Raw genomic sequence first — 24,459 nt, 5'->3', positions numbered from 1 at the left:
TTTATTCTCCTTGTGTAAGATCTAGACTACCAGTTAATTGTAGTGTGATATACGCACCCATGAATTTGAAATGAGGACGAACAATTAATACACACTTATACCATCCCGGTTCGCCAGGAACGTCTTCAACATTTACTTTGGCAAGTCTCAACGGTTTTTTTGCTCTGACCTCGGGTACTGGATTATCCATATCAACAACATAGCCACTAATCCAGGTATTTAATTCACGCTCTATATCATCACGTTCTTTGGCTAGACCAATTTTTTCACGTTGTATTACTTTTAGGTAATGAGCAAGCCTGCAGATAATAAACATATAAGGAAACTGTGTTCCTAAACTATAATTCGTTTGTGCAGTTTTACCTTCAGGGGTATCTGGAAAATGTTTTGCCTTTTGGATTGAGTTCGCGGAGAAAAAGGCAGCATTATCCGCACCTTTTCGCATGGTGAGTGGAATAAATCCTTGTTCAGACAACTCGTATTCACGTCGTTCGGAAATGAGTAATTCTGTTGGAATTTTTACTTGGACTTCACCCATTGCTTCAAAAAAGTAAGAAGGTAGATTCTCAACGGCGCCACCACCTTGGGGACCAATAATATTGACGCACCAACGATATTTAGCAAAACTCTGAGACAAGCATCCAGCAAAAGCAAAAGCACTATTTCCCCAAGAAAAAGCCTCTTCACCAGAGCTTACATTTTCCTCGTAATTAAACGAACGAACACCATAAGTATCTTTGCCATAGGGCATACGTAACATAAATCGAGGTAAAACCAAGCCTATATAACGGGCATCCTCAGATTCACGTAAGCTGCGCCATGCAATATAAACAGGACTTTCAAATATTGCTTCAATATCATTTAAATGAGGCAACTCAGCCATTGATTTGATGTTGAAAAAATCAGGGCTTGCTGCGGCAATAAAAGGAGAGTGTGCCATGGCACAAACTGCAGCAATATTTCTGAGTAAGGTAACATCTTTATGACTCGGACCGAATGAATAGTTACCAATTATGGCACCATAAGGTCTACCACCAAATTGTCCATATTCCTTGGTATAAATTTGTTTATATAGACCTGATTTTGGGATTTCAGGTGCATCAATAAAGTCATCAAAAAGCTCATCTTTGGATACATGAATGAACTCAATCAGGCTGTTTTCACGGAAGTCTGTGCGATCAACTAAATATTTCAAGCTGCGCCACGCGGATTCAAGTTTTTGAAATTCAGGGTTATGGAGAATCTCGTCCATTTGCGCGGATAACTGTTTATCCAGATGTGCGATAATGTCATCTACTAAAGCAGGGGTCACTGTTTCCTCAGTAAGCTTACTTTCAACAACGTTATCTATAAAAGCGAGTAATCCTTTCTGGGTGAGGGCATACTGTTCCTCATCATCAGTTATATTCGTTCCGGCAAACAATTTTTGCAGCGATTTTTCTTCTTTTTTCTTAGCGTTATCTTGTGCATCAGCCATGGCTGTCTCCTTGATTCAGCGACTCGATACTGCTTATTTTTTGTCTTTAATTTCTTTGACCAATTCTTCGCGTGCCGCAGAATCTTTCATGATCGCATCCAATCTGCGTCGAAACTCTGGGATGTTGCCAAGAGGCCCTTTCAGCGCTTTTAACGCTTCGCGTAACTCAAATAGTTTTTGTAACTGGGGAACTTGATGAAGAATTCCATCCGGATCAAAATCTCTCATCGTTTCAAATTTTAAATCAACACTTACAGTATCATCTTTGTTTTTACTAAAACGATTGGGTACGCGAACGGATAATTTGATGTTGTGTTCTTTGAGCACATCATTAAAATTATCTTTATTAATATTTACTGTTGGGCGCTTTTCTAAAGGGGCATTCACTCCATCAGGATAGAATTCTCCTAGAACAAGTTGGCGCAAAGGAAGTTCAATTTCTTCCTCAACCCCTTCAATGAGAGCTTTATACACAATATTAATGCGTTCTTTAGGAGCGACAGATTGTTCCTTATTAGTCATTTTTTTTTCCTTATGAATAAGGGAGGCAATGATAAAGTAAAAAATCTTCTCATATAAATTAAACTAGCATAAATCTCCAAATTTGCAAAATTATTCTCCTAAACCACAATTAATTAAGTGGATGAAATTGAAGATAAATCTAAGTGTGTCTGGAAGAATACCGTCTTCGTCCATGGTTTTGAATGCTTTCTTTTTTACAAAAATGAAGTAGACGCTCCCATGTCAGCTAATCCTCATCAAACTCTGCTTCATATTTTGGGATTTCCAGTCCTTGAGATAAAAGTTGGGACTTAGCCGCCAAGGATGTAAAATAACCAGTATAAGACATTGTTGGGTTAATAACCGACTCCTCTACTGTTGATATCCCCCCTTTTACTTTCTCTACCCCGGTCTCCAATTTCTCAACCACAGCCGATGCTTTCCCAACAAGTGGTGCCAGTTCTGCTTTCATAGCACTCCCTAATTCAACAAATGCATCCGCTGCGACAGTAAACCCTTGTTTTGCACTTGCCCATGCACCAAGAGCTCCCCCTATGAGAGGCACACTTTCGGCCATATTCCAAGCTGCTTCCGATAGGGCTTGGGCCACTGCAGCAGCCTGCGCGGGTGCGGCAAGCTCACCAGCCCCCGCACCAAACTCCGTCATAGGCCCCCCAGATATGTTACCTAACACACTCACGTCAGCGCTGGCTAAATTTATTGTCGCATCAGAGATCAATGTTAACTCTGCTTCAGAGACAACATCAACAGTAGGAGCGGTGATAGTGATACCTTCAGGAGTAATAGTAATTGAAGATGGTCCCACTGTCAGTGAAATAGATGCTTCTGCTTCTTGCATAATAATAGGTGCTGTTTTCAAACTCGTTGATGAGTCTTGTTCATATCGCCAACCACTGCCTAATTTAACTTGAAAACCGGATGTAGAGTCGATCATTGCTCCAGTTCTTGAAATAAAATCAAGTCCGAGCACAGAGGAGGCGCGAGCACCATAGCAAGAGTAATAATCAGCTCCATACACGGTTTTCGAAGAAGTTCCCTTAACACTCACAAGATGATTCCCACCAATACTCAATGCACTATGAGCAGCAACGTCAGTAATCGAATTTTTTCCAATACTTTCGCATACGCTATTATCTGTTCGAAGGCAATATCCTGCATCCAATTGCGAGTTAAATATATTATCTGTGCCTAACACCATGGTGGTATTGTTATTCGTTGTAGAAAATTGTATCCCTTTTGTTTTTCCGTCTTGTTCATTGATAATAAACAGATTGTTTTCTTTGGTGTAAAGCCCCATATAATGTTGGCTATTTGAAGTAATAATATTCCGATGAGTGGAGTTACTCACTGCGCCGAGTATAATAGGCAAGTCGGGGTTACCAAATTGAAAACCAATTAGTACCTCGTCTCCTTTACGAAGCGGCAAATCAAATGCATATTGATCTCCAATATAAGATTCCATTTTGCGTACCCATCCAGATCCTTTTCCTGGGCTGTCTTCACTAATTGCTAAACGAAACTTGTATAGTCCTTTTTTACTAATTTGGACTGTATCCTCATCTCCTTCATGATCCACAAATCCGGGTAAAATACCTGCAATGCGGGGAATTCGATCGTCTATCGTCTGCCGGTAGGCGATTGCTTTATTTATGGCTTTATATTCGCATTGGAAATAATCCTCAGAACCCTGTTCCTCACCACTATGTAATGATGCAAAGGATTTTTTCTGAGAGCCTCGATAGGTACTTTGAATAATCATCATGGGTTTGTTAATTGAAGCTGTTTTGAAATTTTTATGTTGAATTATTGTTCCAGGAATAATCAATGAGCATGAAGAAAAACCCATAAATATTTCTTTTTTCCATTTATAACTTTCACTTATAAATTTTGCGATTTGCTGATTTTCCTGAGCACTTTTGGTGTTTTCCGCCCAATACATTATTTCGGCATGCCCGGTTGGATCTATAATTGCTTTCGAGGTATAAGATTTTGATGATTGATTATGGTTATATGATTTTACAGTAACTTGATGAGGGAGTGCATGGGTTGTGAATTCAAAATTATATACCAAATTTGCAGTTGGATTATTTTGACTGGCATTGGTATACGAATGATAATACATTTCATGGACATCTTTGTTATCTTTCAAAGTAGTATTAGCATCTGTTATAACAAGTTTCTCTTCATTTTGATCTTGACTAAAGTAATAAAATAAACCTTCAAACTGCATCCAACGAGTGATGAAGCTCCAATCCACTTCATCATATTGAAAAATAAATTTTCGGGTTTTATGTTCCATCATCAAATCAAGCTCGACTTGAGTAATTCCATTTCTATTAAGGATTTGCTTTATCACTTGGGGTATTGATTTGTTCAGGTATACCTCGGTATTGCGTGTATATTGCAGGCGATAGACTTTGGGCATTATTAGAATTCTATACCGATAATAATTGTCGTTATTATCAAGTTGTGAAAAAGTAAATATCTCTCCACTCAATGGGGTTGTCCCACCGTCTTTTTTAGTAAAGATTAACTGTGCTTTTTGACTTATAACTTGTTGGCCTTGAATCAACCTTTTGCTCGCAAACTCAACTTGAAATTCATATAAAGCTGCAATAGCTTGTTGTCCTTCAAACTCGAGTACAATGATTTCTGATGGAGCAACTCCTGGAATTTGTAATTGGGGCATTAATAGCTTGGCGTTCATAAGACTCCTGTTGCCTTGATCGTTAGAGTAAACGCAAACATCCGTATACTAAAAAATGGTACATCTGTAGGTGCAGAATGTTTTACTGTGAGCGGATGTATTGACAATATCGAAGGATTCTTCTTCGTGTCAAGATAGCATGAGCCTGTCTCACTTTTTCAAATTGTCCAATTGACAACTATTCATACATCCCTCATATTGTCAGCAACTGTTTAAGTTGATGTTCAAAATCAGGACTACTCTTCAAAGATGAAGATACTTAAAGATAAACCTCATACCGTTATTACATTCAAATTCCGCCACCAAGGTAAACCGCAGTTAGCTGTTACTATTATGACAATGTTCTCTTTTACTCAAAAAGGTGCGTTTCTGAGTTATGCCGATTTTTGGAAGGTTGCAAAAAAATCGTTTAATTCCAGCCAAGGTGAGTTTATCGATTTATACATACCCAAAAAAAAGGCAGAGTTTTTTGTCAAAGGCTCTTGTTATGCCTATGACGACAATACCAGCACAAGTTTTGTGAAGATAACACTTGGCAACATGCAAAAACAATTAACTGTTTTTGGCGATAGGCAATGGGAAGTAGTTGAATCAAATTACCATTTATCCAAACCTAAGTACTTTCGTAGTATCCCGATTAATTTAACAAACGCGTATGGAGGGGAGGGGCATGCAATCAATCCTGACGGTAAGGGATATGTAACAACCGATTCCAGCAATGAAACGAAGGTTCCAAATGTTGAAGTTCCGACACAACTGATTAAATTACCCAGAGATACCCCACCGCCTGCTTTATTGCTTCCTCATACGCCTACGTGTAAGTACCAACTTGATAAATTGGGGACGTTTAACGATGAATGGTTATTAAATGAAAGTCCGTATTACCCAGGAGACATTGATTGGCTCTATTTTAATCGTGCAGAAGAAGATCAGCAAAGTGAACATTTTTTTAAGGGTGACGAGGTATTTACTTGTACTAATATGCATGCTGAGCAATCAACGATTAAAAGCCAGCTACCAGGTTTACGTGTACGTTGTTTTTATAATCGCATTGCTGATCCGGAGAGTTTGAGGGAATTAAATTTGAACCTTGATACACTCTGGTTACTTCCTGATGAAGAAAAAGGGATTCTCATTTGGCATGGTATGTTGGATATTCAGGATATAGCCACCAATGAGATTGATTTCATCTATACGGTTAGTGAATCCTTAAATGAACCGCCAAAGGATATCGATTATTACGTTAAGCTACGCAATAAGCCTAAAGAAATGGCAGCACAAGCTAAGCCAAGAGAGTCAAGATCTAAGACTCGCTCCGCTAAACCCGTTGGACTCGATTTGGATTTAGACAAAGAGATTAGAGAAATAGCTCAAATTTTTCATCCGCACAAGAGTTTGGATGAAATTGAAGCGGCAAAGTTTTTTAAAGGAAAAACTCCAGAGGAAGTATTATCGGAAGTCGAGCAGTTTTATAAAAATCAAAATCAAACAGTGCCTGTATTTGATAAATTCACGTTTGAAAGGGCTCAAAAAAACATTCACCCACAACAAGTTAACCATTTAGATTATCTTAAAAAACAGATCATCAACAATGAATTTCCAGAGGAAAAAAAATCGGAAATCCTAAAAAATTTGGAACAATTTAAACAACAATTTAATCGCTTAGATAAAGTCAGTGCTTTAACTTTATTTCGATTAGGACGGGTTGGAAAGTCACCTTATTCACGAGAAGAAATTATTCGGGATATCCAACAGGGTAAAGAATTTGCCAGTGAAAATTTGGCAGGTATTGATTTATCTGACTTGGATTTGTCAGGTATGGATTTATCGGGTTGCAATTTAAGCGAATGTAATCTGTCCCGTACCCGATTGCACAAGGCGAATTTATCAACCGCGACGCTGATTAATACTAATCTATCCGAGGCGGTATTGACTCATGCCAATTTGTCTCAGACTTTAATAAAGAACTCTGCTTTAAATCGAGCTGATTTTAAAGAATGCGATATGCATCAAGCACAGATTGAAGGGTGTTCAGGAAAAGAATGTAACTTTTCTGCGGCTTTTTTCAATTACGCCAAACTTAAAAATTGTCAGTTTAATGGGAGTTTATTTCTCAGTCTAAAAGCCAATTTTCTTGATATTTCAGACAGTAGCTTTGATTCCTGTAATTTCTCTGAAGCAAGGATGCAATTTGCCAACATTAATAGATGCGTTTGGGTAAATCCTAATTTTGTTAAAGCCGATTTATCTCATGCGCACTTTGATGATACAAAACTATCCAATATGAGCGGGAACAATCTCATCGCACCCAAACTCTCCTTAACTAAATGTTCGATCGATAATCTAAGGATGGAAGATAGCAATTTTGACCATTTAAGTTTTAAAGGAACAAGTATTTCTAAGTGTAGTTTTTCTAACTGCTCATTGTCTGGTTTAAACTTGATGAACGCACAATTAACTCGCGCCGAGTTTATAAAATGTGTGATAACGAAATTGCGGGGTAATGACCATACTTATATATCAACTAGCAATTTTGAGCATTGTGATCTAAGCAACGGGGCAATATTAGGTGGCCATTACGAACAAATTTCTATTGGCGAGTGTGACATTAACTCATCACAGTTTATTAATAGCACCGTAAACAAATCAAATTTCAGCAAATGTAATGCTAAAAAGTTTAGGTTTAGTAACTGTAAAGTGGACTCTTGCCTCTTTCAGGACATCAATTTTTTTCAAGGTATTTTTTACAGTTCAACTTTTGCAAATACTGAATTTAATCATTGTAATTTATACAGCATACCGTTTACAGACTGTCAGAAAAATAATGTGAAAATACTGGATTGCTTGGTGAGAAATATTTCGTTAAAACAAGAAGAGTCCTTATGAACGCTGAAGAATTAGCAACGAAACTATCCAAAAGAGAAATAATTCAAAACGTATCGCTGGATTCCATAATCATTGAACATATTGAATCGCGACGTGCCGTGTTTTTAGACGTTGTTTTTAAAAATGTGGTGTTTAAAAACGTCCAATTTGTTGCATCTGTTTTTGAAAGATGTCGATTTGAACAGGTTACCTTTGAATCATGCACGATGCAGTTATGTACAATAATTTCCTCCACAATAAGTCAACTAAAAAGTCACAAGTCCAGCTGGATTGCGACGGATTTAAACTCCAATGAAGGCTCTATTGATATTCGTGCCTCTGAATCAGATTTCTCGAATAGCAAATTTCGTGGTCAGGTTCTTAAAAATTGTGAGTTCAGCAACTGTACTCTTACTAAAATCAATCTTTCAAAATGTGATCTTTCTCAGGGAAAGTTTGTCGATTGTAATATGGAACGGGTTACTGCAAAAAATTCGAAATTTGTTACAGTCCTCTTTGAAAATGTCAACTTAACTGCGGCAAATTTTGAAGCAAGTGAATTTAATCATATTCAATTTAACCGCTGTAACCTCCATAGAAGTTTGTTTATTGAGGCGAAAATTCAAGAAACAGATTTTTCGATTGCTTCTGAAACAAAACACATCAATTTATTTAAAACGACCATAAGAAAAACTACTTTTAAAGGAATGAACCTGGAAGCAGTTTGTCTTCAGGAGGCCCAATTAGAGGGTGTTGATTTTTCTCAGTGCCAATTAAACCCAAGTAATTTTAATCAGTCCAGGATAATAAATTGTCTCTTTGATTCTGCTAATTTAACCCAGTCATTATTTGAAGAGACAGAAATAAATGATAGCTCATTTATAAAAGCTGAACTAAGTTATGCGCGATTCAATAACAGTTTCTTAACGGCTTGTAATTTTACGAAGGCAAATTTAAATTTAACCTCTATGCATCATGTTACCGAAGTTAGGGTCAATTGGGAGCAGGCAGCTCTTGATAACGTACTGAAAACAAACCCAGAATTATTAGAAGCAGAACAATGGTCATAAAATTAAGGAATTCATCATGCTTGAATCTGATGTAGCCAGTATAAGTACCAAAGGCGAATTGCTGAAGGGAAAAATTAAATTCTTTTCAGATGATACCTACCATATTCTTTTGCAAGGACAATTGGTTAGCGCTCAGCCAGCTTTTTCCTGTTTACTCACTCCTTTAGTTGATGATGAAGTATTACTCTTTAAAGATGCAAATAATTATTATATTTTATCAATTATTCATCGTCATCAATCAGCCGCTTTATCGATTAAATTGGGGGAGAATTTAAGTCTGGTTGGTGAGGATAACAATTTAAAACTTAAAGCACCGACGATTAGCCTGATGGCCGATGACACCATTAATTTAAGTGCATCATCACAAAATATTGATTGTGATACGGGGAAATTTTCGATAACACATGCTCACTTTCGTGGGGAAGAGTTAACATTTTCTTATCAATCACTCAAGATAATTTGTCAGTATATACAAACAATCAGTGACACAATTAATACCCAAGCATTACGTGTTTATCAATGGGTAAAAGAATTGGAACATCAACTTCTGGGCCGATTACGAACTATTGTAAAACACAATTACCGAATTGATTGCGATGAAATGGAAATACATGCCGAGGGTGATACTAAAATTGCTGCGAAACAAATTCAATTAGGGTGATCAAATGACAATGGCGTGTATGATAGGGGGTGAAGTACTCACTCCTGGTCCAATTGATATCTGCAAAATGCCTCCTCGAGGCGTTCCTAATCCTTTTATGAATATTGGTACTTGGCTCATGAGCGTTGATTTCGTTCCTGCGGTATTAATCAATTCATCACCTAGTTGTAATACAGGAACCATTATTCCCGAATCAAATGGAGATCAGGCTGGGACTATGGGAGGAGTGATTTCAGGAACGTTTATGCTTTTAGTCACGCCGCTAACAGGTGCTTTTAATGTACTTATAGATGGTTTACCTGCGAATAACCTGGGCATGACGGTAACTTTATCAAACGACACAAACACCACAGGGATCTATTCCATTCCTTCACAAACAGATGTGATTGCGCTTTGACGTGGAATGTTATTAATAGCTGTTGTAGCCTGGGTGAAACAAAGCGTAACCCAGGTTTCCTGGCGCAGATTTCCTGGGTTACGGTTTGAGCCGTCACCCAGACTTCAATAATGCAGAAACTGCGAACAATCTAATTAAAAAACACTTATTTAACTGTTTTTTATCGTGAAAAATTGGGCTGTTGGATTATCAGGATTATTGTCACTTGGTTTAAAGAATAGTTGCCCAGGAGGTGTTGCTTGCATATCTAACAAAGCTAAAAATTCGTTCATGAGCGAGAGCTGATTCTTAAAATCTTCTTCCAACTGAGGGTTCGCTATACGTTTTTCTTCAAACATCTTAATTGAAATTTTAAGAGCTTCTGCAGGCTTAAGTGGACCACTTTTATCTTGATAGGCACTTAGTTCAGTAGAAATCTCACTTTGAATAAGAATAAAAGGTAAATGATGTTCTATAGCGGAATAAAGATTTGCTACAAATAGCTGTTCTAACTGCTCTTTAAGTTCAGGCTCTTCTTTTGCAAATTGGTTAAGGAGTGCATTTTTTAGTGTCATTAAGCCAGTTAATATTTGGCCCATAGAATGTTGTTTGGAGATTAATGGTCGATGTCCAAATTGTTTTATATTCGCTTCAACGTAAGGATAATAATCTGCACTTTGGCCGCCACGAAATTGCATTACTCCCTCACTATAAAGCCATGCAGTCAATTTATCTTGGTCTAAAGAAGTTGTTTCAGCAACCTTTTTTATGAATGCGCGCATTTCTTTTTCATAGATGCTGAACACAGAGAAGTTAGGCATGAAAGATCCTTATTCATTAATTAAAAAATCGAAGACTACCTAAAATACCAAGAAGGGTAAAGAGTTATTTTATAAAAAAAGAAGATTTCTAGATTGAGTTTTCTACATCGCTAAGTTACTGAATTTTATTTATAAATTTGGTTTAATTTGCTCGTACAGAGAAACATTAATACCTATATGAAAAAATCCAGCAAAGGTATGTAACGGGACATCCATTACATGAGCAAAAGTATGATAAATGGAGTTACTATTGATGGTTGATGATAAAGGTATTTTAAATCCGTAGGCAGGATAATTAAGATCCAACGCATTAATTGTTTTAACTGCGTTTATTCCTTGTAGCCAGTGCTTTACCGCATCCTCTTGTTGATACACTGTGTGGTATGCATGAATCGGTAATGCAAAAGTACCGGTCTGCAAACCATATTGCTTGGCAAATTGAGGATCATATGCAATACAGTAAGCTCTTAAACTATGATCTCTATTGTAGCCAATAGGGACGATACAACCATTTTTTCTCGAGGTGGCAAGTCCGTGCAATTGGGCGACTACAGCATTACTTTCAATCTCCCTTAAAATCCAAAAATCATGGACAAAACGATTAAATAAAGGGGTCGGTAGCCGAAACATGGCTGCTTGAATACAATATCCTTGCATAAAGCGCTCCCAATTCCTTGATTAGGTTCTGTATTTGAGGATACCCAAGATTCTACCCTCTCTTTTTCATCGTTCTCACTATTTTAGTATAGGTGCTGTGATGCATTTAGGCTTGCTTGTTACTAATTAGTGGAAACACCTGGTTTAGGTGCATCGATGGATACAGAAGAGGTTTTGGAGATTTTTGTTTTAAAAAAGCCATAGGTTTTTAATGAGATTCCGACGTCAATTTCTGGATCAAGTTCAACTTCAGAACTGTTGTCATGAGCATTTGGCTTATGATCTGTTTCAACGTCACTTTCGTAGAAGACATCGATTTCTGAAATGACATCTGAATCGTTATCTGTTCCTGAACTTACATCAATTTCAAGGTCGACTTTTTTAGGGTTTAGTTTATTGTGTAATTGTTCTTTTAAATAGTCGGCAATTTCGTTTTGACCACTGGAAGCTGCTCTCTTATAAGCCATTCTTAGCGCTTCTTTTTGCGGTGAATGGATCGAAAGTTCGCATAAATAGCGAACAATTTCAGGTTGTTTAAATTTCACTGCTAATTTCAACGCCTCCTCAATCGCCCGTGGATTGAGTGAGTTCATTTCATTTTCGCATAAATACGCCACAAAACTCTGCTTGCCTTCTTTAACCGCGAGGAGCAAAGCCCCCTTGATAGCCGATTTACTTGGCGGATTTAGTGGTGAACGACACAGAGTAATCAATGTTTCCGGTTGATTGCATTTAACCGTCCAATTTAATGATTGATTCACCGCATTTGGAGTTGGTTTGATCTTGCTTGTCATGGAGCAAAAAAACTCAACAAGTGTTGACTTTCCTTTTTTTGCGGCGGTTACAAGTCCATGATTTACCAAGCTTTGATTTGAGGAATAAGTAGGAGCGCTATATAGGTAGGTAACAACATCTGTATGCCCATTAATAATGGCTTGATCCACTGCTTCTTCAAATCCTCCTCGAACTAATTTTCCAGGTAGGTCATGTAGGCATCGAACTACAGGTAAATGACCTGCCTGACACGCTTTTACAAAAGCTTTCTGGATGACATGCGGTCGTGGAGCATTTGTTGATAAATTACAAAGTCGTTGTATTGCCGCTACGTGCATACTGTTTGTTGCTTGGTTAAATGCTTTTTCAATAGCAGGAAGCGAGGGAGCATGTTGTTCCGACTCCGCAATAAATAGAGCAATATCCCAAAATCCCAATTCGATTGCTGAATGAAAGAATTTATTGATTGTTGATTGGTTAGGCATATATTCAGCAGAATTATAAAAATATTTAACAACATTGGGCTTGCCATTGTTAATAGCCTGATTAAGGAATCTACTAATTTCTGTAGTAGAGGGTTCATAATCGTAAGTCTTCAAGAGGCACTTTATAACGTTTAACTGATCTTGTTCTGCCGCCAAAAGCATGATTTGTTCGAGTTCGTCCTGGGACAGTTGCACTACATCGATTTGACTCAGATGCGATACAACATGCCATTGATTGGCTTTTGCTGCTGTAATTATTGCTTTGTTAAAATCTTCCGAAGCGATTTGATCCTCCATAAGAGTGATTAAACCAAGATTGCCATATTTTGCTGCCTTAAGAACAATGGTTTTACCTTCGTATTCTTTTTCTACCCAATTAAGTCGTTGTATTGGAACACTTTCTAGTTTTTCAATGATTTGTTTTCTGATTAATTCATCATCAATCGTTGCAAGAATTTCAATAAGAGCACGCTCGTACTCACCGACCCCATCTTCGGGAGTTGTGGGAGGTATTGATAGAGCATCAATAAAGGAATCCAAATCAAACTGGGTTCCATGGAAAAGAAAAGCAGTTTCAGCGATTTTTGCTTGTAATGCATACTTATGATTGAGGTTGTATTTCGCTTGCGGTTCGATGAGTGTAAGTACGTTAAGTTTGCGAGTTGCTTCAAGCCAAATATCTTCGATAATCTGATAATTGTGACTGCTAAATGCACGATCGGCAGTTTGTTCTATTATGCATTCAGTGACGCGCTGTTTTATTTGTTCACTTTGCTGGGAAAGTATGGCTTTGCAATTGGGGTATCTTCTTAGCTGACGCAATAATTTTTCATCTTCCAAGAGAAGTGGATGTTGTACAAGATTATCGATTATCGCTTGGAATACGAGTTGCGTAACAGCACCCTTTTTCTTTGAAAGTAACGAGAATAATGCCATTAATTGGAAAATAAGCTCAGGATCAGAAGTATGCTTTAGGGTGATTTGATGAATAAATTCAGTAACATTTTCTTCGTTGATGTATTCAGAGAGTTTTGGTTTATAAGGTAATAGATAAAATACAGCCCCTTCATTATTGGATAAAAGTTCTTGGGCATTTTGATCGTCAATTAAATGAGCTAAATATTCTAGGATTGCCGGGGAGAATTCGCGCGCAATTACATTAATAAGGCCAGGTAGTTCTTTTGTGCGCGTTTCAGCTTTGTTTAGAGTATCTCGTAATGTTTCTAACCATTCCGAATGTGTATGTTCCTCACTGGTAATTACGGCTGCGATTAGGAATGCTGCTCCAAATAACTCATGTAATGCTGAAAAATTCGTTGCGTTTAAGGAAAATTGTAAAGGTTGTTGCTTTCTCTGAATATGCTGAAGTTCTTGCTCACTGAAGAATCCATCGAGTGTATAGTTCTGAAATCCGCGCTCATCACTACCCGTTTTATGGGCATCCTCGACAAGGAGCTTGGCTTCTGGAAAATGATTGAGCAAAGCATATAAGTGGAAAACTTCACTGTCTTCAGAGTGTAAAGTAAATAAATTGTATTTCAAGAAATCATGAAGTAAATAAGCTTGCAGAATTTGTTCGGAACTTACCTTACGCTGTAATAACCACAGGATTAATGCTGTGAACTGCTCTGTATCACCAATCCAATCCCTGCATAATCCAATGATCCCCAAAGGATTTGTTTGATTGGATAACTTGTTGCTTAAATAGCTTAAATTGCGTTCAACACGTTTAATTGCGTCATTAAATCTCTGTTGATGCAACTCAGATTCAACGCGGTTTTGAATTTCAGAACGATCTTTAAATAATGCTTCATTTTGCTGATAAAACTTAAGCGTATTGCCGCTGTCTTCTTGCATTAAAGCCCCAAATAACGCATTCAATTTAGTATTTAGAAAAGGATTTTCTTTATCAGCTTTGGGGAGCAGATATTTGAGGGTAATTAAAAATATAGAGTCTTGCGGATTTTCTTCGAATTCATTTTTGCAAAATTGAAGATAATCCATGAACAAGATGTGTTGTTCTAACTTACTAGTATCTTCGCGCGTATCAAGGCCTTCTAACTTGGCAAGTCGAACATTACTCAGAAGCATACGGTTTGTTTGACTTGCTTGAATTTGTTCAAATTCAAGAAGATCTCGAGACAGGATTTGATTGGATAAATGAACATTTTCTTCATCACTTTGAAGCCATTTAAATAGCTTAGTGATCATCTTTTGGCTCCAAAGGACAGCGTAAGTATAAGATGTACTACAAATGAGCTTGAGTCAAGATATTATTTGTACTTACAGGCCCCAATTTGGTCTCAATGATATATGAATGTCAGTGTTGCGAAAAAAAATATTATCCGATTAAAAACAAGGCAAATAGACTTATGGGTGCGCTCTAAAAGAAAATAATTGGGTTGAAGGTGTAGTTCTTAGTTAGGGTTTTAAAAAAAATTTTGCTTGAATCATTGAGAAAATAAATTGAATAGCAAATAAGAAAATGGAGTAAGTCTGATTAACGGGCGCATAATCAGACTTATATGCAGACTAAAACGAGGAGAGTAACCACATCCCTGTGGTAATAGCGTCTTCCATGATGCTATAAATTCCTTTTAAGACATCCACTGTCATTCCTCGTTGAAGTAAGGATAACAAAATGTTTTAAATTATCATCGTCTTTTTATCTCATATTCGTGTAAGAAATTTCTCAAACTGAAGGTAGACCCGCAAAAGATCAAAATTTGCTCGATGTATCCCATTTATATTAACTGTTAAAAAATAAAAGCCACGTTTAAACGAAAATCAGCGTGTATAAAAACCAAAGAGATCAAAAAGTAGGTCTCAAATTTTTTTCCATTTCCTTCAATTCAAATTGATCCAAAGGAAAATTAATGGTCCAGGGTTTTATTGGCAAAGGTACGTTTTCTGTACAGTAGGTTTCTAAAGTTTTAGCTGAAATATGTTGGATGTCGAATTCGGTTGCAAGTATTTGGCTCCCCTCTAAAAAGCTGGTTAACGTTTTTTGTGTGTATTCGGTTCCTTCATTTGCAGAGTATTTCAACTGTTTGGATTGCGCATCCCAAATTAATGATTTTCGACCATGTTCGGTAATGATCCCAATTACAGTTTTAGAGTCGCGAATTCCAATGGGTGTAGGGTGTCGTTGTAGCTTGAGTAAATTCATTGCTACTTGTTGCTCACTGATGGGAGCTAAGTCGGTTTGCATCAAACGAAACCATCCTTGTCTGGTTTTTTTCTCAAGAACATGAACGTTACCGATAGGATAAAACTTAATTTCATCTTCATTTTGCACAATTGACTCATTTGTTTCTGTAATGGGTATTGGAAATCGAGGAGCCGATGAACCCAACCCAGGATCGAGAAGGAACTTCTGATCTCCAATTGGAACCGTTAATACAAGATGTGTAGGAGGGAGTTTAAGAAGTTCAGGGTCGTTTGGAGTTGCTCCGAGCAGGACTCGTGCAGCACAAAATGAGACCTCATACCCCAGCTGTGATAAGGCATCACTTAATAAAGCTGCTATTTGAAAGCAATACCCCCCATGTTCTTCAGAAAGCAAATTCTTATAGCCAAAAAACGATAATGAATTCCTTTGGAGAAGATGCTGTTTAGAAATTTTCCGTAATTCAATATTTGAGTAAGGAAAAGTCTTAATATGAGCCAAATAGATAGAACTTAAAAAATTAATTTTTTCCTCGCAGCTTGCATCCGTTAGCGAATGGGGCACGATAACTTTTATTTTTTTAAGATATTCTTCTAGATTTATTTTGCTCATGATTAAAAGTTCTTGAGGTAATTTGCTTATTAATAACATTACTTAGTACTTTTTTCTTTATTCCAATAAGAATTTATTAACCGAAAGTGCTAAAAAAATAAATAAGCACTTAGGTAAAAGTTGAGCTTTTGGTGTTCAATTTAATTTTTATGCCAAAGTTTCCTTTGTTAATCAATCCTTAAGCTTATTTGTTTTACACTGGTGAAAAGTAAAGAGGAGACTACCATGTCAAACAAGAAACTAACTGAACGTTTAAATCGAGAGCTTGATGAGCTTGGAGTTCCTGCCCTAATGACAGAACGCGTACAAGTATGCTCTAAACTGTTCCAATTACCAAAATTTAAAATCGAAGCCCTATTACACGGCGTCGTTGCTTTGGATTCTAACTCCATGCAAAAAATTGCTAATGAGCTGGAGGTAAGTATGGATTGGTTGTTTGGTGAGGCTAAAAAAGAAACAGCACATTAACTATCCTTTAGAGTAGCCCGGAACTTTGCAGACCCCGGGCTATTCAATTATTAATTTAAGTCATGAACTCTACATGAATTCAATAGGATTTATTTTTCTCATAATCAGGATAATCGATGATAAAGATTCACTCCATGGTTTAATACATCAGTTGCATTAGCGACACTGGGAATAGTAGAGCTACCTGAAAAAAAGGCGAATCCTGCTTGTATTCCCCGAGCTAAATTGGCGCCTACAGCCAAATTAGTTAATGAGTTAGGTGCGATTGCTTCAAATGCATGAATTGCAACATCGGGAAGATATTCAATCGCTGCAGCCTCTGGGTTATTAATGTACTGAAACAAAACAAGTGAGGCTACCAGGGCATTGTAACCACGATATATCGTGCTCCAATTTAAAAGATTATACATTGTTACTGATTTTGAGGTGGATTGTTGTTTTTCATAAGACATCTTTAATACTCTCCTTTTATTTGGGGATTAAAATCCTGCCTACATATTATAAAGTAAGCTTCACTCCAATTAACTATTTTAAAAAAATTTTTTAAAGCCTGCAGACATTGGGGGGTAAACACCCATCTGGATGTTGTAGGATAAGGAGTAACACATTAAATTGGTTTAAATTTTTAAACTATTGGTGGAAGAGGGGCCCAGTTTTATCCCATTTAATACATTTTCAAACACATCAAAATTATTAGATTGTGGGTTGGTATTAATTATTGGAAAAAGAAGATGTTGAAAATACTCAGCTCTTTTTTCGATTTCTTCAGCATAGGTTCGGGCTACAAGTTCAGGCTCATTTTTAAACGCACCACAACCCCAAGCTCCCAGGACAGCATGAGATTGCCCAGCTAGAATTAATGTATCCAGTTGGGCTGCTATTCGCCGACGTAAATCTTCTTGATGTGTCTTTAATACGCTAGGCTCTTGCGATTGGGATTCAGCGAAATGTTCAGGAGCAGCGGATCTTAATTCATAAAAAGGAAAAATGCTGTCTGAAGGGAGGAATGAGTAACTCAATTCTGGACTTGCAGTTTGCCCAGAGCTCCCATACTCCTCCATGAGCGAAGACAGTAATATCTCCGGGCCTCTAAAACATATTCTAGGTTCTGTACTATGAAGGGTTTTATACGCCTCTCCAGAAACCATAGGGGCACGTTCTTTTAGAATATCTCGCTCTCTTTGGGTCATTTTTTTTCTGGCTTCGACTAACGCCGTGCCTTCTTCAGTATATACAAAAAGGTTGGTTTGTTTATCTAATGTGACTATTTTATCAATAAGTGAAAGTAAGCATGAGCTTCGATGCCACATATTTTCTTCTTGGGCGCTCCCACCTTCTAATACAGCACCTCCGGGATAGCGAGAGTTCGCCATATTTAATACGCTATAAATTACTGCCTGGTGTTTAGTTGCATTTAATGTGGCCGTACCCCAATCCTGATATTCGACTTGCACTCTTGGTTCAAATGAAGCGTTGATTTCTGCTTTTAATTTTTTCCAACGCTCGAAATTTCTCATTGCCGATTTTTGTAAATCTAAATATTCACTGGCAGTGGTTACCTTAATTAATGTTTTCTCGACACTATCATGACGCCAAAGAGTGCCAGATAAACTTCCAGATAGAAGGCTAGGTCTGTGTGAGGCGTGAACATCATGTATGGTAGAATATACCTCATTTGCAGGGACACGACTTTTAAAAAATCTTAACCTAGCTAACATAATTAAATCCTTAACTTATTGGGCATATATTGCTATTTACCTTTAGATTTTATGGGATTACAAGCATTACAAATTAATAAAAAAATACTCATATCGTTCATATATTTATCATAGTGTATCTAGGTTGGAATTCAAGAATGTCTTTTAAGGATTCATTATTCTTTATTGAAAGATAAGAATATTTGTTTTTTTTGAGGAACAGTTCTTTAATTAGAAAAAGCATGAAAGAGATGCCGTAAATATTTTATCTATAACTTAACTCATTAAATGAGGTATATTAAAAGTTCATAAACAAGGAGTGTTTATTATGATAAGAAATACCATAAAAAATTTGAGTGGCCTTGTCATCCTTTCATTTTCAATTCAAGCCATTGCCCATGATACGATTCGCGTGCATGTCAAAACGAATGAAAAAACAGCTGCTGCATTAGGATTTACTGTGGATGGTAAAAAAGCAGGGTCTCGAGGAAAATCTTATGAAGGAAAAGGACCTGTAAATAAAGAATATGTGTTTGGATTTAGAAAAAATTCCGCATTTGGACCCGATGTTTTATGCGGTTCCCAAGTTCTCACCAAAGACAGTATCGTCACTTTAATCACTAAAGGTGAGCGTTGCTCTATTGTAGTAAATTAAAATTTTACATGATGTGTGGCGATTGGACAATATTGATATGGAGTCTATCGGGCAGATAGCGCTGCATCATCAATCATTTGTTCATAAATTAAAACTAAAACAGAACCATGATGAACCTCCAAAACGATTTCAGGTGCTTGAGTTCGATTAAAGCATGAGGTTTGCCCTGGAAAGGAAAGAGGAGTGTCATTGAGCTCCCAATGCAGACCTAATGAAGAGAGGGTTGCTTCTGGTATTCCCATTAATGAAATTTTTGTATGTACTGGCAATGACAGATTTATTTTGGATTGTTTGTTAAGCACAAAACCCCTTATAGGTGGAGCATATAAAAGACAGTTGGTTTCCATAAAGATATTCATGTTATTGAGTATATGATCCAAATGGCCCCCATTTATCCCAACCACAATTGCTGGTAATAAATTATGGTCTTTTAAATAGCCCAAAGCTTTTTGGTAATCACTACTGTTTTGATCCGGTATATGAAGAAAAGGGTGGTTTTTCAGGAGCGCTGGTCGGACAGAATCTAAGTCCCCAGTGATTAACTGTGGATTAATTCCAAGTTCAAATAAACTGTTTGCGGCACCATCAGCTGCGATAATGGGCAAATTCATCGCAGCGAAAAAAGATGAGTCAGGTAAATTTCCATTGAGGCATAAAATAGATTGATAGCCTGTTAAATTAATTACATCGTGTATCATAATGTCTTTTTAATAAGATAAGCAGCAAACTGACAATTAAACCCACCACATTGGAGCTGATTACAAAAAAGGAATCGGTACTACTTCCATAAATAATCCAAGCCACAGAACAAATAAGGTAATTAATTAGCATGATCATGGAAAGATCCTGAGTGGATCGAGTTTTTAATGATTTGACAATTTGTGGCAATAAACCAATAAAAGAAGTAATAAAAGCGATCATACCTGAGAGCATAACAATAGACACATTTTCCTCCGCTCAGCCGAATGAGATCAGGTTCAAAGGGTTGGTTTCATCCTCTCAGCCATAACTGGCACCCCCAATGTACAAAAATTATTCTAGCATGAAAGAGCCTAATACCAAAGGTATATTTGGGAATGCTGTGTTGTTTTATGTTCAGCTCTTAGTGTGAAAAATACATATTCTTGTTGGGAAGCGGGTGCGTCTGTAGATATTCCTGATATAAGCACAGCCGCCCAAGATTGTGCTCCAGATAATGGCACCTTATTATTTATCAAGGATTGCCATGCTCATCTGAATACCCATTCTAATAATGTAGGTAATGGTGTTTAAGTAAGCTATCTTCTTGAGTGAATTGGAAGTACGTAAATCAATTTTAAGTACTTCCAATATAAAATTTTATATCACATTTGCACTCTCCTTTTTGCCCGATTTCTGCCCAGGATATTTGGAATAGCATCTGGTTTCGTATTATTGCGAACAATTTGTTTTCCTATTGATTAAAAAGCAATATTTTTTTATCTGTTCAAATGAATTTTTTCTTAGCATAATGGGAACGCGATGTCAGTTTGGTAAAAATTTTTCCTCCGAATTGACTTTTGAGTAGGTTATTAATCCTTAAAGACACGTTCCTTGAGGATGTTTTTTTCAGATAAGGAATAAAAAATGAAAAGAATTGCTTTATTAATCATGGGATTGGCTCTAACTGGTGTGGCAATTGCAGAAAGCGCCCCCAAAGAGGAGGTACGGCATATTGTGACACTCAATGGTCTCACCCAAGGAGATGGCCGGTATATTCGCACTGATATTACTGAGAATGGTCAATATAAGTATGGCTATTATTTTTGTGGAACCCGTCATAGCGTAGTATATGGTGATATGGTGTTTGCAGATGAAGTGGGAGAGTCTTATCGTGTTGAACGAACGATTAAATTTTCGATTTGTCAGGATGAAACGTTAAGCGAGTGTCAAGAATTTGCAACCGATCAGTTTACTATTTTCAAGAATAAAGATGGATATTTAGAAACGGATAGTCGTCCAGTTTTGCCTATTAGTGTGGCCTCATTAAAAGATTCGTTTAAAGCATGTCAACCTAACCCAGAAGAAGACAATCGGATGAAGAAAGTAATCCACGCAGGGAGCAATTACCTGATTCGTAAAGGTTAATCAAGATTTTCCCTCTCCCAATTTTGGGGAGAGGGTAGGCTCTGGGCACCTTCTTCCCTCAATGAGAGAAGGAAATACTCACTTAATAGTCGTCCGGAATCGCTTACTCAATAAAATCGTGATGAAAATTCCAACTTTTTCCTTAAACCTAGAGCAAAAATAAATAGATTTTACTATAATGGCCCGCTGCTTTTTTTAAAATGAATATTATGTCCCAACCACGAACTTCGATTTTGCTTATTGGCTTATTATCAGCCTTTTCGTTACTTACCTTTGATCTTTATCAACCATCGTTGCCTTATATCACCAATTTTTTTGGTACCACGCATAGCTTAAGTCAATTAACCTTAAGTATTTATCTGTTTGTTTTTGGGGTGACCCAACTCGTTTGGGGACCATTGATCGATCATTTTGGACGACGTCGTTTGTTACCTGGAAGTTTAGTTCTTGCTGTTCTTGCCAGTTTAATCTGCGCTTTTGCGCCGAATATCTATGTACTCATTTTGGGGCGTGCGTTACAGGGATTTGCTTTATGCTGTGCAAATTTAATTGCTTTTTCAATCTCTCGAGACTTTGATGATACAGTTGAGCGTGCCAAGGTTCTGTCCTATGTTTCGATGATTGTTTCACTATCGCCCATCCTTGCTCCGGTACTGGGTTCGCTGATTTTTACCTATTATAGCTGGCAGGCTAATTTTATATTGATGGCTGTGATTGGGATAACACTCTTGCTGCAATCCCGTAAAGGATTATTTGAATCACCATTTTGGACCCAGCCTCAAGAACCTTTTATTGTTAAAAAAGTAATTAAAGCCTATCAAGAGATTATTCCATCTCCGACTCTCTGGAGTGGTTCTTTTATTATGATGTTTAGTTTTGCAGCGGTAATGCTTTCAGTGATTAATTCGTCCTATATTATTATTGAGCAATTTGGTTTTTCACCTTTGGCGTACGGGATTATTTTTATTATTAATGGATTAAATATTATTGTTGGCAACTACTTAGGTATTTGGCTTCGTAAATATTTCAGCATGGCATCGACCATTTATCTTGGAAGTTGGTTTATTATTACTGGTGGTTTTGCGATGTTAGTGTGCGCAGCCTTTTATGAATTCAATCTGTATGCTCTATCTTTTGCATTAATTTGTAATTTAGGGATTAGCTTAACTGCTCCAGCTACTATGTCGATCATGCTGGCTGATTATAAAGAGAATACTGGTCTGGCACTGGCCATAATTCATACCGTTCGCATGTTTGGTTCCTCTGTTTTAACAATCATCAGCGCCTATTTGCTGATGCAAACTCTAAATGCCTTACCTTTAGGATTAATTGCTTGTGGACTTGGAGCCCTTTATAGTTCTTGGCATTTCAATCGCTTAACAGCCGTGTCTGATAACTCTGGATTGGGTGAGGCAGAAGCTGCTTAGTACATGAGCTATTTACCCAAAGTCAATAAATCACGGTAAATAGCTACCAAAACTCGTCATCAGGGATGAATGATGCTCTTCTATGTGTAATTCTTAGAATTTCAGGATGTGCATGTGATATCATTTTGTTTTCACACGTAATTATTGTACACAATGAAAATAAAACTGTTTTTTTATGGATTATTAGTAAGTCTTCACGCTTTTGCCGCTCCTCGTTTTGTAACTGCTGAACCAGCTCCAGCGAGTCAGTATGAGATCAATGGACCCGCATTATGTGCAACTGCTAAAGAAACTCTGGCTTATTTAAATAAAGGGAACCATTATGATCCCCGTGTTATTCATGAGGGTAGTGTTTTCCCCGTACCTTTAGTCCGAGTCAAAGCAACGTTGATATTCATTTGTCAACACCAAAACGAATTGAACAATCCTGAGTTTATAAAAAAGCATTTTGATTTTGTTCGTTGGTATCCCGATCTGGAGCAAGCCAAGACTTTAAAGATGAAAAAATCACTTCTTGCTCATTTGCCCCAAGATAAAATTTTGATGACCAAGTATTATGTCCATCGTGCGAAAGCCTCAACCCAGCCTAGCGCAGCCTATCCATTTGCGCTTTACGGGCTTCCTCGAGATGAAGAATCATTAACACTCGAAGAGGCGGATGCAAAACCTGAACTGATACGTTTCCAATATGGGAAGCAAGCTATATTGAAAGGTGCATTGGCGCATAAAAATGTTCCTGCTTTGGCTTATCTCCATCGAGATGATCTGGAGGCGGCTTTAATGCAAGGTACTCTGGTCGCAGATTTTGGTCCGAATCATCAGACCCAAATTTTTAATGTTCATCGTTGCAACAATATTGCATATGACAAAGCTAAAAAACCTTATCAGCAAGAACGTTACTGGTATTTTAAACCGGTAGCAGGGATTAAAGGGTATGGAAAAGATGCAGATCATAAAATTACAGTAAATACAGAGGTCACTTTTGCCGCCGATCTCGAGCACTTTGGTTTAGGAAAACTGTTGTTGATACAATACCCAGATCGAGCAGGAAAAATGGTGACCCGAGCTGGTATTTTTGCTGATACAGGCGGTGCATTCCAAAACAATTTGTATCAAGTTGATTTTCTAGCGGGGAGTTATGCAGGAAGAGAAGCGTTCACCCAAGCAGCTCGCCATTTGCCCGATTATGTGGCTGCTTATTTTATGGTATTAAAAAAATGAAAATTTTCCTATTTTGCTCATTTTTCATAAGTTCTTTGGCCCATGCATTTTCTTGTTATGATTCGCAAACAATTCATCAGAAACCGATCCAATTTGATAAACAGCGGATAAAGTTAACCCGTCAGTATCAATTAGCTCATTATGGAATTGACTCTAAGTCAATTGAAATTGAGCCCAAAATGATCGTCTTGCATTGGACGTGTATTTCTACGCTCAAGACGACCTTTCGTGTATTTGATTCACCTACATTTCCGCAGAATTCTCCACGTATCAAAGAATTACCTGGTACTTTGAATGTCTCAAGTCATTTTTTAGTGGATCGTGATGGGAGTATTTATCAACTCATGCCCGAGAACTGGATGGCAAGACATGTTATCGGGTTGAACCATTATGCGATAGGTATTGAAAATATAGGGGGGATAGATGGTAAGGATGATCTAACCGAAGCTCAAACCAAAGCCAATGCATTTTTAGTGTGTTATCTCAAAAAGAAATATCCTGAAATAAAATATGTTATAGGACATAACGAATATTTGAATTTTAAAAACACGCCACTTTGGCTTGAACGCGATCCGAATTATCAAACCGATAAAGAGGATCCTGGCCCTGATTTTCGTAATCGCGTCATGAAATTAGTTGATGGTAGTAAAAATACATCACGCTGGATTGAGAACAATTTATAAGTTATT

22 protein-coding genes and 1 riboswitch are annotated in these 24,459 nt (G+C 37.3%); of the genes, 11 read left to right on the top strand and 11 right to left on the bottom strand.

The window, feature by feature from the left end:
* Position 1: 1 nt before the first annotated feature.
* The 3 genes from tssC to ACWTEW_RS32780 form a co-directional block, all read right to left on the bottom strand.
* Entirely contained in the window at positions 2-1,477 is a 1,476-nt protein-coding gene (gene tssC, locus ACWTEW_RS32790) for a type VI secretion system contractile sheath large subunit (RefSeq protein WP_454782166.1), read from the bottom strand.
* A 33-nt stretch (positions 1,478-1,510) separates the two neighbouring features.
* Complete coding sequence (tssB, locus tag ACWTEW_RS32785) at positions 1,511-1,999, bottom strand: type VI secretion system contractile sheath small subunit (protein ID WP_454782165.1); 489 nt, start codon at positions 1,997-1,999, stop codon at positions 1,511-1,513.
* 226 nt (positions 2,000-2,225) lie between these two features.
* Entirely contained in the window at positions 2,226-4,706 is a 2,481-nt protein-coding gene (locus ACWTEW_RS32780) for a type VI secretion system Vgr family protein (RefSeq protein ID WP_454782164.1), read from the bottom strand.
* 249 nt (positions 4,707-4,955) lie between these two features.
* Between ACWTEW_RS32780 and ACWTEW_RS32775 the strand changes: the two genes are divergently transcribed.
* The 4 genes from ACWTEW_RS32775 to ACWTEW_RS32760 are packed head-to-tail and all read left to right on the top strand — an operon-like array spanning position 4,956 to position 9,699.
* Complete coding sequence (locus ACWTEW_RS32775; RefSeq protein WP_454782163.1) at positions 4,956-7,592, top strand: DUF2169 family type VI secretion system accessory protein; 2,637 nt, start codon at positions 4,956-4,958, stop codon at positions 7,590-7,592.
* Positions 7,589-8,641 (top strand): pentapeptide repeat-containing protein, encoded by a 1,053-nt coding sequence (locus ACWTEW_RS32770; protein WP_454782162.1) that lies wholly within the window; start codon positions 7,589-7,591, stop codon positions 8,639-8,641. Before ACWTEW_RS32775 ends, ACWTEW_RS32770 begins: the two co-directional genes overlap by 4 nt.
* A gap of 16 nt (positions 8,642-8,657) precedes the next feature.
* Positions 8,658-9,302 (top strand): DUF3540 domain-containing protein, encoded by a 645-nt coding sequence (locus ACWTEW_RS32765; protein ID WP_454782161.1) that lies wholly within the window; start codon positions 8,658-8,660, stop codon positions 9,300-9,302.
* A gap of 4 nt (positions 9,303-9,306) precedes the next feature.
* Positions 9,307-9,699: a PAAR-like domain-containing protein gene (locus ACWTEW_RS32760; RefSeq protein WP_454782160.1), complete on the top strand. Its 393-nt coding sequence runs from the start codon at positions 9,307-9,309 to the stop codon at positions 9,697-9,699.
* A gap of 149 nt (positions 9,700-9,848) precedes the next feature.
* Here the strand turns inward: ACWTEW_RS32760 and ACWTEW_RS32755 are convergent, their stop codons facing one another.
* The 4 genes from ACWTEW_RS32755 to ACWTEW_RS32740 form a co-directional block, all read right to left on the bottom strand.
* The gene (locus ACWTEW_RS32755; RefSeq protein ID WP_454782159.1) at positions 9,849-10,499 is read right to left on the bottom strand and encodes a hypothetical protein; all 651 of its coding nucleotides are present in this window, start codon (positions 10,497-10,499) and stop codon (positions 9,849-9,851) included.
* Between the two features lie 129 nt (positions 10,500-10,628).
* Positions 10,629-11,156: a hypothetical protein gene (locus ACWTEW_RS32750; RefSeq protein ID WP_454782158.1), complete on the bottom strand. Its 528-nt coding sequence runs from the start codon at positions 11,154-11,156 to the stop codon at positions 10,629-10,631.
* A gap of 122 nt (positions 11,157-11,278) precedes the next feature.
* Complete coding sequence (locus ACWTEW_RS32745) at positions 11,279-14,626, bottom strand: ankyrin repeat domain-containing protein (RefSeq protein ID WP_454782157.1); 3,348 nt, start codon at positions 14,624-14,626, stop codon at positions 11,279-11,281.
* 601 nt (positions 14,627-15,227) lie between these two features.
* On the bottom strand, positions 15,228-16,196 hold the full coding sequence (locus tag ACWTEW_RS32740; protein ID WP_454782156.1) for an arylamine N-acetyltransferase family protein: 969 nt from the start codon (positions 16,194-16,196) through the stop codon (positions 15,228-15,230).
* A 225-nt stretch (positions 16,197-16,421) separates the two neighbouring features.
* Here ACWTEW_RS32740 and ACWTEW_RS32735 point away from each other — a divergent pair, with 225 nt between their 5' ends.
* Positions 16,422-16,664 (top strand): hypothetical protein, encoded by a 243-nt coding sequence (locus ACWTEW_RS32735; protein ID WP_454782155.1) that lies wholly within the window; start codon positions 16,422-16,424, stop codon positions 16,662-16,664.
* A 104-nt stretch (positions 16,665-16,768) separates the two neighbouring features.
* On the opposite strand, the gene ACWTEW_RS32730 is transcribed toward ACWTEW_RS32735, so the two are convergent.
* Together ACWTEW_RS32730 and ACWTEW_RS32725 are read right to left on the bottom strand one after the other, a co-directional pair.
* Positions 16,769-17,116 carry a hypothetical protein gene (locus ACWTEW_RS32730; RefSeq protein WP_454782154.1) on the bottom strand — a complete coding sequence of 116 codons (348 nt, stop codon included), beginning with the start codon at positions 17,114-17,116 and terminating at the stop codon, positions 16,769-16,771.
* Positions 17,117-17,281: 165 nt separating this feature from the next.
* Positions 17,282-18,382 carry a poly(ADP-ribose) glycohydrolase domain-containing protein gene (locus tag ACWTEW_RS32725; protein WP_454782153.1) on the bottom strand — a complete coding sequence of 367 codons (1,101 nt, stop codon included), beginning with the start codon at positions 18,380-18,382 and terminating at the stop codon, positions 17,282-17,284.
* 307 nt (positions 18,383-18,689) lie between these two features.
* On the opposite strand from ACWTEW_RS32725, the gene ACWTEW_RS32720 reads away from it, so the two are divergent.
* Positions 18,690-19,016 carry a hypothetical protein gene (locus ACWTEW_RS32720; protein ID WP_454782152.1) on the top strand — a complete coding sequence of 109 codons (327 nt, stop codon included), beginning with the start codon at positions 18,690-18,692 and terminating at the stop codon, positions 19,014-19,016.
* A gap of 44 nt (positions 19,017-19,060) precedes the next feature.
* Here ACWTEW_RS32720 and ACWTEW_RS32715 read toward each other — a convergent pair whose 3' ends face one another.
* Entirely contained in the window at positions 19,061-19,714 is a 654-nt protein-coding gene (locus tag ACWTEW_RS32715) for a thiamine diphosphokinase (RefSeq protein ID WP_454782151.1), read from the bottom strand.
* Positions 19,695-19,961: a SemiSWEET family sugar transporter gene (locus ACWTEW_RS32710; protein ID WP_454782150.1), complete on the bottom strand. Its 267-nt coding sequence runs from the start codon at positions 19,959-19,961 to the stop codon at positions 19,695-19,697. The genes ACWTEW_RS32715 and ACWTEW_RS32710 overlap by 20 nt, the downstream gene beginning before the upstream one ends.
* Positions 19,948-20,046: riboswitch (TPP riboswitch) on the bottom strand. It overlaps the preceding gene by 14 nt.
* 77 nt (positions 20,047-20,123) lie before the next feature.
* On the opposite strand from ACWTEW_RS32710, the gene ACWTEW_RS32705 reads away from it, so the two are divergent.
* The 5 genes from ACWTEW_RS32705 to ACWTEW_RS32685 all read left to right on the top strand — a co-directional run bounded on the left by ACWTEW_RS32705 (position 20,124) and on the right by ACWTEW_RS32685 (position 24,453).
* A complete protein-coding gene (locus ACWTEW_RS32705) occupies positions 20,124-20,288 on the top strand; it encodes a hypothetical protein (RefSeq protein ID WP_454782149.1) in 165 nt (54 codons plus the stop codon).
* Positions 20,289-20,621: 333 nt separating this feature from the next.
* A complete protein-coding gene (locus tag ACWTEW_RS32700; RefSeq protein WP_454782148.1) occupies positions 20,622-21,122 on the top strand; it encodes a hypothetical protein in 501 nt (166 codons plus the stop codon).
* Between the two features lie 209 nt (positions 21,123-21,331).
* Positions 21,332-22,549 carry a multidrug effflux MFS transporter gene (locus ACWTEW_RS32695; RefSeq protein ID WP_454782147.1) on the top strand — a complete coding sequence of 406 codons (1,218 nt, stop codon included), beginning with the start codon at positions 21,332-21,334 and terminating at the stop codon, positions 22,547-22,549.
* Positions 22,550-22,702: 153 nt separating this feature from the next.
* Positions 22,703-23,770: a hypothetical protein gene (locus ACWTEW_RS32690; protein WP_454782146.1), complete on the top strand. Its 1,068-nt coding sequence runs from the start codon at positions 22,703-22,705 to the stop codon at positions 23,768-23,770.
* Positions 23,767-24,453: an N-acetylmuramoyl-L-alanine amidase gene (locus ACWTEW_RS32685; RefSeq protein WP_454782145.1), complete on the top strand. Its 687-nt coding sequence runs from the start codon at positions 23,767-23,769 to the stop codon at positions 24,451-24,453. The genes ACWTEW_RS32690 and ACWTEW_RS32685 overlap by 4 nt, the downstream gene beginning before the upstream one ends.
* Positions 24,454-24,459 lie beyond the last annotated feature (6 nt).

The sequence above is a fragment of the Legionella stuttgartensis genome (genome assembly GCF_977063405.2).
This window is presented reverse-complemented; position numbering and strand designations above follow the sequence as displayed.

What these genes read in the sequence shown, in the direction of transcription:
- ACWTEW_RS32770 (WP_454782162.1), top strand. Translation starts at nt 7,589, where the DNA reads ATGAACGCTGAAGAATTAGCAACGAAACTATCCAAAAGAGAAATAATT.
- ACWTEW_RS32755 (WP_454782159.1), bottom strand. Translation starts at nt 10,499, where the DNA reads ATGCCTAACTTCTCTGTGTTCAGCATCTATGAAAAAGAAATGCGCGCA.
- ACWTEW_RS32735 (WP_454782155.1), top strand. Translation starts at nt 16,422, where the DNA reads ATGTCAAACAAGAAACTAACTGAACGTTTAAATCGAGAGCTTGATGAG.
- ACWTEW_RS32690 (WP_454782146.1), top strand. Translation starts at nt 22,703, where the DNA reads ATGAAAATAAAACTGTTTTTTTATGGATTATTAGTAAGTCTTCACGCT.
- ACWTEW_RS32765 (WP_454782161.1), top strand. Translation starts at nt 8,658, where the DNA reads ATGCTTGAATCTGATGTAGCCAGTATAAGTACCAAAGGCGAATTGCTG.
- ACWTEW_RS32685 (WP_454782145.1), top strand. Translation starts at nt 23,767, where the DNA reads ATGAAAATTTTCCTATTTTGCTCATTTTTCATAAGTTCTTTGGCCCAT.
- ACWTEW_RS32775 (WP_454782163.1), top strand. Translation starts at nt 4,956, where the DNA reads ATGAAGATACTTAAAGATAAACCTCATACCGTTATTACATTCAAATTC.
- ACWTEW_RS32725 (WP_454782153.1), bottom strand. Translation starts at nt 18,382, where the DNA reads ATGTTAGCTAGGTTAAGATTTTTTAAAAGTCGTGTCCCTGCAAATGAG.
- ACWTEW_RS32760 (WP_454782160.1), top strand. Translation starts at nt 9,307, where the DNA reads ATGACAATGGCGTGTATGATAGGGGGTGAAGTACTCACTCCTGGTCCA.
- ACWTEW_RS32715 (WP_454782151.1), bottom strand. Translation starts at nt 19,714, where the DNA reads ATGATACACGATGTAATTAATTTAACAGGCTATCAATCTATTTTATGC.
- tssC (WP_454782166.1), bottom strand. Translation starts at nt 1,477, where the DNA reads ATGGCTGATGCACAAGATAACGCTAAGAAAAAAGAAGAAAAATCGCTG.
- ACWTEW_RS32720 (WP_454782152.1), top strand. Translation starts at nt 18,690, where the DNA reads ATGATAAGAAATACCATAAAAAATTTGAGTGGCCTTGTCATCCTTTCA.
- ACWTEW_RS32750 (WP_454782158.1), bottom strand. Translation starts at nt 11,156, where the DNA reads ATGCAAGGATATTGTATTCAAGCAGCCATGTTTCGGCTACCGACCCCT.
- ACWTEW_RS32745 (WP_454782157.1), bottom strand. Translation starts at nt 14,626, where the DNA reads ATGATCACTAAGCTATTTAAATGGCTTCAAAGTGATGAAGAAAATGTT.
- ACWTEW_RS32700 (WP_454782148.1), top strand. Translation starts at nt 20,622, where the DNA reads ATGAAAAGAATTGCTTTATTAATCATGGGATTGGCTCTAACTGGTGTG.
- tssB (WP_454782165.1), bottom strand. Translation starts at nt 1,999, where the DNA reads ATGACTAATAAGGAACAATCTGTCGCTCCTAAAGAACGCATTAATATT.
- ACWTEW_RS32695 (WP_454782147.1), top strand. Translation starts at nt 21,332, where the DNA reads ATGTCCCAACCACGAACTTCGATTTTGCTTATTGGCTTATTATCAGCC.
- ACWTEW_RS32730 (WP_454782154.1), bottom strand. Translation starts at nt 17,116, where the DNA reads ATGTCTTATGAAAAACAACAATCCACCTCAAAATCAGTAACAATGTAT.
- ACWTEW_RS32740 (WP_454782156.1), bottom strand. Translation starts at nt 16,196, where the DNA reads ATGAGCAAAATAAATCTAGAAGAATATCTTAAAAAAATAAAAGTTATC.
- ACWTEW_RS32780 (WP_454782164.1), bottom strand. Translation starts at nt 4,706, where the DNA reads ATGAACGCCAAGCTATTAATGCCCCAATTACAAATTCCAGGAGTTGCT.